Below are 403 nucleotides of genomic sequence, written 5' to 3'. Positions count from 1 at the left end.
CGCCGCGGCCACGAAGGCTAAGGCGATGCCGGTGTTGCCGCTGGTAGGCTCGATGATGACGGTGCCGTCCTTGATGAGCCCCTTCTCCTCGGCGTCCTTGATCATGGAAAAGCCGATCCGGTCCTTCACGCTCCCGCCGGGGTTGAACGACTCCAGCTTGGCCACGACGTCAGCACTCGCGCCCACACCATACCGGTGGAGGCGTAAAAGCGGGGTGGCGCCGATGAGGTCGGTTAGGTTGTTGAATATCTTGGCCATTGGATAAATCCTCCTGAAGTGGTCAGAATAAACCGGGATGTCCGGTTATTTTTTCGCATTAGATGCTGGCCGCCTGGCTCCGGACCTCACCGGTTTCCATGGCAAGGAGAGTGTCCGCCCACTTGAAAGCCCACTCGTGCAGCCC

Annotated in this window: 1 protein-coding gene; it reads right to left on the bottom strand. The window is 59.8% G+C overall.

The genetic code is table 11. The features are described 5' to 3' along the window. The coding region (locus JFN93_RS25315; protein WP_199387173.1) for a pyridoxal-phosphate dependent enzyme at positions 1-258 on the bottom strand (258 nt) is incomplete at its 3' end. Positions 259-403 lie beyond the last annotated feature (145 nt).

The sequence above is a fragment of the Geomesophilobacter sediminis genome (assembly GCF_016458275.1).
Taxonomy (GTDB): Bacteria; Desulfobacterota; Desulfuromonadia; order Geobacterales; family Geobacteraceae; genus Geomesophilobacter; species Geomesophilobacter sediminis.
This window is presented reverse-complemented; position numbering and strand designations above follow the sequence as displayed.